This window comes from Lactobacillus sp. (assembly GCF_051873315.1).
Taxonomy (GTDB): domain Bacteria; phylum Bacillota; class Bacilli; order Lactobacillales; family Lactobacillaceae; genus Lactobacillus.
On the sequence record NZ_JBJEES010000094.1, the window covers coordinates 22441 to 31558 of the forward strand.

The window sequence follows — 9118 nt, forward strand, 5'->3', positions numbered from 1 at the left end:
ATCGTTGCTTTTTTAAAGCTTGATGAGGCGGCCGTCATGGGCTCCGCGCCGGTGGGAAATCGACAGAACCGTTCGCCCGCTGCTGGCAGCATCGATTGCCTTGAGGACTTTGGCTTCTGTTTCCCTGTCCAGGGATGCGGTCATTTCGTCTAAAAGCAAGATCTGCGGGTCACAGACAACGCTGCGGGCGATCATCAAGAGCTGCAGCTGCCCTTGCGAGAGGTTGATGTCATTTACCGGTGTGTTCAAGCCTTGCGGAAGATTTTTGACAATATCGGTTAGGCCAACCATGGCTAAAGCCTTGTCGATCATCTCAGCAGTAATCGTGTCGTCATATAAAGTGATCTGGTCTTTGACCGTCCCGTCGACCAGGGCAACCCCTTGCTCACAAATTGCCAAAAAATGGCGCTGATTCTTTGGATGATCGTCTGGTGAATGGCCATCCAGCAAGATCTTCCCCTTTTGCGGCTGGTAGAGGCCCAGAAGGAGTTTAAAAATTGTGCTCTTCCCCTTCCCGGTCCGGCCGACAAAGGTTACGTGCTCACCCTTGGCAACTTTAAAGGAGTAGTCCTTTAAGATCGGCTGGTCTGGCAGGTAGCCGAAAGTGACATGGTCAAAAGTGATGTAGTCCCCTTTCCCTTGATAGATGTTTGGTTTGCTGTCTGCTTCATTTAAAAAGTCCTGGATCCGGCTCATCCCGGCCATGGCGTCTTGAATGCTCTGGATTTCCATCCCGATTGATTCCAGAGGAGTAAAAATCTGCCCCACATAGGCGATCAAGGCCACGGCGCTGCCGGCGTTGATACCAAAGAAGGCCTGCATCTTCTGCCCTTGGGCAGCCCCAATCATCAAGAGGCCAATAACGACGGCTTCGATGGTCAAGATGATTGGTGAATAGACACTGTCCAGCCAGTTGGACTTGTTCTGGGCCCGGTAGGATTCTTCGATATATTGATCATACTTGTCTTCCATGTAGTCTTCTTTTTCAAAGATATGGATCATGGAGAGGACCCGAAGAGTTTCGGGAATATGGTGGTTGACCTTGGCAATGGCCGCCCGGTTTTCCTTCTGGGAAGCCAGGGAGGCCTTCTGGAAGTGCCTGGTCATGACTAAGATCAAGGGCATTACGATTAAGATGATGAAGCCCAGACCAATGCTGCGGGTAAAGACAACAAAGAGCAGGCCGATCAGCTGGAAGAGGTCAGCGATCATCCCGACTACTCCCTCGCTATAGAGGCTGTTGATGGTATCAGCGTCGTTGACAAAGACTGAGGCGATTGCTCCGCTTTCGTGATTGGTCAAATAACCGGTCGTGATGGTATTCAGTTTTTGGACTAAGGCGCTCCGCATGCCGTGGGTCAATTTTTGGCCAAAAATCGTAATGGAAATATTTTGGGCTGAGGCAAAAAGGTCTGAGAGGACGATTAAGCCCAGGTAGGCCAGGGCAAAAAGCAGGGAAACCTCCTTTTGATCAGTCAAATGGTTGACGATCTGCTCCAGAGCCAGGGGCGGCAAGAGCGAAGTGATGATGCTCAAAATGATAAGCAGGACCATGGAGATAAAACTCTTGGGATGGTCATGAATGACTGTTTTAGCGATATTACGCATGTTGCTGCCCCCCTTCAATCAACTTGGCATAATCAGCATTCTTTTCTAGCAGGTCATCATGCTTGCCAACGGTAACCTGGTGGTCATGGATAAAGATAATCTGGTCCAGCTGGCTGAAGCAGTCAACCCGGTGGGTCATCAGCAAGATGACATGGCCTTCAAGGCTTTTCAGATTATCCAGAATCTTCTGTTCAGTTGCGTAGTCAACAGCGGAAAATGGGTCATCCAAAACAATGATGGGCTTAGCGTGAGCCAAGGTCCGGGCTAGGGCAACCCGCTGCTGCTGACCACCTGACAGGGTCATCCCGCCGTTGCCGATAAGGGTGTCCGGCCCATTTTTGAGCTCTCCTACTTCTTGGTCTAAGCAAACCAGCTTTAGGTAATGGTCAAGGTCTATGTCATCGCCTAAGCAAATGTTGTTCTTGATGCTGTCGCTCAAGAGCATGGGGTCATGGCCCATATAGGTGATCCATTGGTGGGCAGAGTGAGGAGAGAGCTTTTTGAAATCAAGGCCATTTATAAGAATCTGCCCCTGGTAATCAGCTTCATCAATTAAAGCTTTACCCAGCAGGCTTTTCCCGCAGGCCACCTCGCCGGTAATACCGATGATTTCATTAGCAGAAGCGGTAAAATTGATGTCCTTGACCGCGGTTTCCGGGTAGCCATGGTAAAAAGTCGTCACATGATCAAAAGTGAGGTCGTTAATTGTTTTCTTTTCCACTTGATAATGATCATAGATCGGGTCGCTCATCAGCGGTCTGATCCGGACCCAGGAGACTTGGGCTTTTTGAACAGCATTGAAAAGCTTGGCGGCGTGGGAGACCTTGGTGGCGAGTTTGGTAAAGCAGGCTAAGAAAGTCGTGAAGCTGGCCAGGTCCCAGGCCTTCCAGCCGATGTGGAGGACATTGCGGCCGCCAAAGTAGATGATCAAGACGATGCCAAACATGGCAATGGCATCGTAAAGCGGAGTCAAGGCACCTTCAAAAATATTGGAGACGGCACTTTTCTGCTCATAATCGGTCAGCTGCTTTTCATAGCGATCATTAAGGGCTTGCTCCCGGCCGGTGATCCGGTAGGTCATGGCGTGGACGATCCGGTCAAGGGTCATCGTGTTTAAGACAGACTCGCTCTCCTTATAGGCCTTGTTGGCTTTGACGACTTTTTTCTTAAGGACATTGGCGATCACGTAAGCTAGCGGTGTAAACATGCAGGCTAAGATGGTCAAGCGGACATCGTAGTAAAGCAGCATGGCCAAGTAAGCAATCATAACGACGCCAGTGTCAAAAATTTCCGTGGTAAACTTCCGCATCCCCTCCACGCAGCTGTCGACGTCGCTGATGGCCTTGGTCATAAGGGAGCCAGTGTCATCGCCAAATTGCCGGTGCAAAAGCGCGTTATAGAGCAAGCGCCGCATCCGGCGGGAGGTGTGGTTGGCAAAAATCCGCACGCTGAAGCGTTTAACCGCCCGGCAGACTTGAACCAGGGCAATTACCAGCATGTAAAGAAGGGATAATTGGATTAGACGGTTGGCCAGGATCTTGTGGTTCAGAAGATCATAGAGTCCTTGGACCAGCTGCCCTTGAAAGTATGGTCCAGCGACCATGCCGATATTGTAGATTAAACCTGAAATTGTAACGACCACAAGAATTGGCGCTTCATACCAGAAGTAGCTGCTCATTTTCTTGGGGTCGCGGGTATTTTTCTGTACCATCTCGCTGCCTCCTCATAGTGGATTCTTGCCCATTTTCTGTATCAGTTATCAGTAATTCTACTTTCATCATAGCACCGATTCTTCTTCAGTCTAGTCCATTTTGGATGGGATGAAGGAGAATTTTTTATACGAAAAAACGGCCAGCAACTGGATACTACCCAGCTACTGGCCGCTTTTATTATGGCTCCTTCTAGCGGAGATAAGTTGTTAGCTACAATTTGTTCTCGCCTTGAACCAGCGGAAATGTATTAAGTTTTAATGCGTGATTATAATCATAGGCAACGTCTACATTCTCATTTTACACTTGGGCATCTTGATGGTTGGTTTCTGCCAGCCATGATATAACTGCATTGCCAACATCAGTACGATGCACATCATGGACTGATTTGCCATCGCCAACATCTAATACCGGCTCTAAGCCTTCCGACTCGTTAATTCTATTTGCGGTTGCAAGATTTGCAATTACTGCATCATGTTGGCGCCGTCTAGCATTATCAAGTCTGGCATATTCTTCACGGTAGGAATTTGTATCATTAGCTTCTTTGGCTTTAGCTAATTTTAAATCGAAATCTCTTACAATTGTTGCATATTCGGCCATATCATTAACTAACATGTCATGAAAGTCAGAGTAAAAGTTTTCGTCTTCTTCGTCAACTAAGTTGCCTAATTCGTCTAGTGCCTTTTGGTTGATAAAGTATGCAGACATTGGTTGTCGCCCGCTATTCTGAATAATGGATTTTGTCCGCTTTCTAATATAGTCCAAATTCGCTTTTTCAACTTCATTCATATCAGTTGGATCTTCGACTAAATTAAGTTGGTAGAGTACCTCGCCAATTTGCTTGCGATTATTAGCCCACTCTTCGTCAGTCGATAAGCTCTTTATCTTACTGTTTAATTTGTTCAAGCGAATGTATAAATCAAGCTTTTGGGTCTCGGTCAGTTTATATGTCATATTAATTGCTCCTTACTTTTTGTTTACGATGTTTCTTCATGTATGTTGAACTGGCAACTTCATCGGTAAATCAGGCCGTACTGTCTGAATCATCTTAATTAGATGCTCACACACTTTATTATAATGGTAAAAGAATAACATTGGGTGAATTTGGCCAAATTCTCCTTTATCTCGTCTTGTTAGCAAGTTTAGCAATCTTATGCGACTCTTTGCCTTTGCACTAGTCAAAGATAATCACGTCGAGGTCTTCATATGCAAAATACAATAACTAGAACTTATCAGCTACTGGCCGCTTTATCTATTTTTCTTACAGCATGATCCGGACCTGCTGGCCATCAAGCCAGGCGGTCACATTTTCAAAAGCCATCTCAGCTCTTCTGTCGATTGATTCTTTCGTGTCAAAACCTACATGCGGGGTGCAGACCAAATTCGGCAGTCCAAGCAGAGGATAATCTGCTGAAAGTGGGGGATCCTGGTCAAAGACATCAAGCCCTGCCTTAATCCGCCCTTCCTTTAAGGCGGCGGCCAGGGCCCCTGTGTCTACGACTGGACCTCTGGAAGTGTTGATCAAAATTGCCCCTTCCTTCATTTCGCCAATTTCCTTTTGCCCAATCAGCCCTTTAGTTTCCGGAGTCAGCGGAGTGTGAAGCGAAACAATATCAGCTTCCTGCATCACTTCATCCAGTGACTTGTATTCAAGGCCCAAAGCACGAGCGGCCGGCTTTTGACTGCGGCTAAAGCCAATCAGCTTGCAGCCAAAAGCCTTAAAAATCTCTGCCGTCCGGCAGCCGATTGCTCCAGTACCAACAATGCCGACCGTTTTGTCCGCCAGTTCACGCCCTTGCAGGCCGCCCTTGCCTTTTCCTGCCTGAACAGCCTCATTGCCGGCGCTGATGTTTCTAAGGCAGTCCAAAGTCAAGCCGATTGCCAATTCAGCCACCGCGTCGTTGCAATAGCCACCCGTGTTGGAGATCTTGATATCATTCTCCTTGCAGGCTTCTAGGTCAACATGGTCAATCCCAACGAATGCAACGGAAATAAACTTCAATTTCTTGTCCGCCCGGATTACTTCCCCCGGCAAAGGATGGTTGGCAATAATCAAGGCATCCGCGTCCTCGCTTCTTTTTTTCAGCTCTTCAGGATCAGTTGAAAAACTGTCATAAGCAACAAATTCATGTCCCTGCTTGCTTAATTTTTCCGCCAGCTTGACCAGGGTATCCTTCTCAATCCCCAGTGGCTCCATCAATACAATCTTCATTTTTTCTCCTTAACTTTTAATTTACAAGCACTTTAGTAAGCGCATACATCAAAGATATTATCTCATTTTTATCGTTTCTTTGCCAAGAATAGAAATTATTTTGCTATTTCCAAGTTTCTTTCTTGACATTAGTCTACATAGAGACTAAAATTTTAGATATTGTCCATGAGGAGACTTTTTGATGAATCTAGAAACACACGAAAGCATTTCAGAATTAGTAACCCTGGCCAGCGTCAGGGCAAACCACGCATACAGCCAGTATGACAGGCTGATGGGGATCAGCCAGTACGAGAGCATCATTCTTTATGAGCTCTTGACTCACCCCCGCCTTGCGCAAAAAGAGCTGATCTACAGGAGCGGCATCCCCAAGCAATCCATCAGCAAGGGCATTCACAATCTCAGCGAACGCGGCTACCTGGAAATTACCACTGACGCTCAAGACAAGCGGGTCAAATACTGCTCCCTGACCAAGTCCGGCCAGGCTTATGCCAAAGAAAAAGAAAGTGAAATCCTGGCTATCGAAAAACGGGTCATTGACAAGCTTGGCTTTGACCGGGCTGCCTTAGCCTGCCAGATTCTGAATGAGTGGACCGATCTTCTCAGCGACGAAATAGCTAACTTAAAGGAGGAAAAACAGAAAAAATGAAACTGCTATTGCCCTACTTCAAGCGTTATAAAACTGACGTTTTCGCGACCTTAGTCACGATATTATTCTCAGTCTTTGCCACTCTCTACCAGCCCCGCCTGCTCCAGCAGGTGCAAAATGAGCTGCTGGCAGACCAGCAACAGGCTGTCATCCGCGATACCGCCCTTTTGATTGGCCTGGGCCTTTTGTCGATCCTTACCGGTGTCCTTAACGTCTACTACGCTGCCCGGATCACCCAGGGCGTAGTCAGCGACCTCAGAGAAGACACCTATGCCAAAATCCAGACTTTCTCCCTGGCCAATGTGCAAAAATTCTCCTCTGAATCACTCAGTGTTCGCTTGATCAACGACATGCAGCAGATCATGAACATGATCATGACCATCTTCATGCAGCTGATCCGGATGCCACTTATTTTGATCGGATCAATCGTCATGGCCATCGTCACCATCCCCCGCTACTGGTGGGCGGTTGTTGTTCTCTTGGTCTTGATCATGGGCTTGGGCGTTGTGGCAGTTAAGCAAATGACCGCCATGTTCGACAAGTTCCAGATGTACATGGACAAAATCTCCGGCCGGACCGGGGAATTTTTGCAAGGGGTCCGGGTGGTAAAATCCTTCAACCAAAGTCCCCAGGAAATTGCCAAATTGAACAAGGATTCTGACGAATTAAACGAAGTCAACATCAAGGTTGGCTACTGGTTCTCCACTATCCTGCCTGGTGCCCAGCTGATTTCTTACCTGGTTATCAGCTTGGTGGTCTACTTGCTTGGAACCAGCATTCTGCAGCATCCCCAAGACGTTTCCGTCATTACTCCATACGTCAATTACGTCTTGACCATGCTCTTCGCCATCCTGCTCGTCGGCATGGCCGTTATGCAGATTTCCCGTGGTAACGTCTCCTTAAAGCGGATCCAGGAAATCATGGACACCCAGCCAGATGTTGTCTTTAATGAAAAAGCCCCAGAAGACGCCTTGGGCGGTTCAATTGAATTTGATGACGTCTCATTTACCTACCCTGATGGCCAGCAGCCGGTCTTAAAGCACATCTCATTTGATGTTGAACCTGGCCAGATGGTCGGCATCGTCGGGGCAACCGGGTCGGGTAAATCTACCCTTGCCCAATTGATCGCCCGCCTCTATGACCCGACTACCGGGAAGATTAAGATCGGCGGCAGCGACCTGCGGCAGGTCAATGAAAATGCCTTGAGAAAGACTGTTGCCTACGTCCTGCAAAAAGCCGTCCTCTTCTCCGGAACTATCGCTGACAACCTCCGCCAAGGCAAAAAGGACGCCACCCCATACGAACTGGAGCGGGCGGCGCAAATGGCTCAAGCCAACGAATTCATCCAGCGCTACGATGAAACTTTTGACCATGAAGTTGAAGAAAGAAGCGCCAACTTCTCCGGCGGGCAAAAACAGCGTCTGTCTATCGCCCGGGGGATCATTTCCGGCAGCCCGATTTTGATCCTGGATGACTCCACTTCCGCCCTGGACGCGGAGAGTGAAAAGCTGGTCCAAGAAGCCTTGGAAAAACAGCTGCCAGACACGACCACGATCATGATTGCTGAAAAGATCGTTTCTGTCATGCATGCTGACAAGATTCTGGTTCTGGACAACGGCCGTCTGGTCGCTGAAGGCACCCACGAAGAATTGCTCAAAACCTCTCCGGTTTACCAAGAAATCTACCAAACCCAGAAAGCCAAGGAAAGAAAGGAGGAAATCTAATGTCAGACAAGCAAAAGTCCCTTACTTATCTGAAGAAGTATCTAAGAAACTACAAGAAGCCAATCGCTATTTCAGTTGTCTTCTACTTGATTGCGACAATCGCCCAGGTAATTGCCCCGTCTCTTTTAGGCAGAGCGGTCACGGACTTGTCTGCTTTTGTTAAAGGGCAGAATACTCTTAATGTTTTCTACCAGGCCTTAGCTTGGATGGCCGGCTTTTACGCGCTTAACTCCGTGGCTACCTACATCGCCTGGATGCTGATGACCCAGTTTAACGCCAATGCCAACAATGACATGCGCAAGGGGCTTTTTGGCAAACTCCAGCGGATGACTATCCGCTACTTTGATACCCACCAGGACGGGCAGATTTTGTCTTTGTTCAACAGTGACCTGGACAACATCTTCAACGCGCTGAACAACGCCTTTTTCGAAATCATTTCCCAGTCCCTGCTCTTTTTTGGCACGATCATCGTGATGTTCGTCATCAACTGGAAGCTGGCCATTAGCGTTGTAGCTACTACCCCTTTGATTTTGCTTTTAAGCTGGATCATCATGAAAAAAGCCCGCGTCTACCTGGACAAGCAGCAGGACCGGGTTGGCGAGCTCAATGCCTACATCAATGAACAGCTCAACGGGGAAAACGTGATCATCACCCAGGGCCTCAGAGACCAGTCAGTTGCCGGCTTTAAAAAGGAAAACGCCAAGGTGCGGGAAGCCATGTTCAAAGGCCAGTTTTACTCTGGCATTCTTAACCCTTTAGTTACCGGTTTCTCCCTCTTGAACTTTGCCATTGTCATCGCTGCTGGTGCTTACATGATAATGACCAAGCAAGTCAGCCAGGCTGCCGGTCTGGGCTTGATTGTTACTTTTACTGAGTACTCCTGGACCTACTTCCAGCCGCTGACGCAGGTAACTTCCATCTACTCCATGCTGCAATTGGCTTTAACCGGTGCCCGCCGGCTTGAGACGGTTGAAGAGCAAGACGAAGAAAATACGGTTCCTGACGGTAAGAACATCTCAGGCATTGATGACGCGGTCCGCTTGGAAGACGTCCACTTTGGCTACACGCCGGACAAGGAAATCCTGCACGGGGTTTCAATTGAGGTGCCAAAGGGCCAGTCAGTCGCCGTTGTTGGCCCGACTGGGTCTGGTAAGACGACGATCATGAACTTGATCAACCGTTTCTATGACGTAAACAGCGGGGCCGTAACTTTTGACGG

The 9118-nt window shown here is 48.2% G+C and carries 7 protein-coding genes; 3 read left to right on the forward strand and 4 right to left on the reverse strand.

Features of this window, described 5'->3' with window-relative positions:
- Positions 1–12 precede the first annotated feature (12 nt).
- From ACI32D_RS05710 to ACI32D_RS05725, 4 genes are all read right to left on the reverse strand, one after another.
- Positions 13–1608, reverse strand: a complete 1596-nt coding sequence (locus tag ACI32D_RS05710; RefSeq protein WP_439775643.1) for an ABC transporter ATP-binding protein — start codon at positions 1606–1608, stop codon at positions 13–15.
- Positions 1601–3319 carry an ABC transporter ATP-binding protein gene (locus ACI32D_RS05715; RefSeq protein WP_439775644.1) on the reverse strand — a complete coding sequence of 573 codons (1719 nt, stop codon included), beginning with the start codon at positions 3317–3319 and terminating at the stop codon, positions 1601–1603. Before ACI32D_RS05715 ends, ACI32D_RS05710 begins: the two co-directional genes overlap by 8 nt.
- Positions 3320–3617: 298 nt before the next feature.
- Positions 3618–4271 (reverse strand): hypothetical protein, encoded by a 654-nt coding sequence (locus tag ACI32D_RS05720; RefSeq protein WP_439775645.1) that lies wholly within the window; start codon positions 4269–4271, stop codon positions 3618–3620.
- Between the two features lie 307 nt (positions 4272–4578).
- Entirely contained in the window at positions 4579–5529 is a 951-nt protein-coding gene (locus ACI32D_RS05725) for a 2-hydroxyacid dehydrogenase (RefSeq protein WP_439775646.1), read from the reverse strand.
- Positions 5530–5710: 181 nt separating this feature from the next.
- On the opposite strand from ACI32D_RS05725, the gene ACI32D_RS05730 reads away from it, so the two are divergent.
- The 3 genes from ACI32D_RS05730 to ACI32D_RS05740 form a co-directional block, all read left to right on the forward strand.
- Entirely contained in the window at positions 5711–6175 is a 465-nt protein-coding gene (locus tag ACI32D_RS05730) for a MarR family winged helix-turn-helix transcriptional regulator (RefSeq protein ID WP_439775647.1), read from the forward strand.
- The gene (locus ACI32D_RS05735) at positions 6172–7899 is read left to right on the forward strand and encodes an ABC transporter ATP-binding protein (RefSeq protein ID WP_439775648.1); all 1728 of its coding nucleotides are present in this window, start codon (positions 6172–6174) and stop codon (positions 7897–7899) included. Before ACI32D_RS05730 ends, ACI32D_RS05735 begins: the two co-directional genes overlap by 4 nt.
- Positions 7899–9118: ABC transporter ATP-binding protein (locus tag ACI32D_RS05740; protein WP_439775649.1), on the forward strand; the 1220-nt coding region annotated here is incomplete at its 3' end. The genes ACI32D_RS05735 and ACI32D_RS05740, both read left to right, overlap by 1 nt.

Excerpts from the sequence above, each read along its gene's own strand:
- ACI32D_RS05730 (WP_439775647.1), top strand. The coding sequence starts at position 5,711 with ATGAATCTAGAAACACACGAAAGCATTTCAGAATTAGTAACCCTGGCC.
- ACI32D_RS05715 (WP_439775644.1), bottom strand. The coding sequence starts at position 3,319 with ATGGTACAGAAAAATACCCGCGACCCCAAGAAAATGAGCAGCTACTTC.
- ACI32D_RS05725 (WP_439775646.1), bottom strand. The coding sequence starts at position 5,529 with ATGAAGATTGTATTGATGGAGCCACTGGGGATTGAGAAGGATACCCTG.
- ACI32D_RS05735 (WP_439775648.1), top strand. The coding sequence starts at position 6,172 with ATGAAACTGCTATTGCCCTACTTCAAGCGTTATAAAACTGACGTTTTC.
- ACI32D_RS05710 (WP_439775643.1), bottom strand. The coding sequence starts at position 1,608 with ATGCGTAATATCGCTAAAACAGTCATTCATGACCATCCCAAGAGTTTT.
- ACI32D_RS05720 (WP_439775645.1), bottom strand. The coding sequence starts at position 4,271 with ATGACATATAAACTGACCGAGACCCAAAAGCTTGATTTATACATTCGC.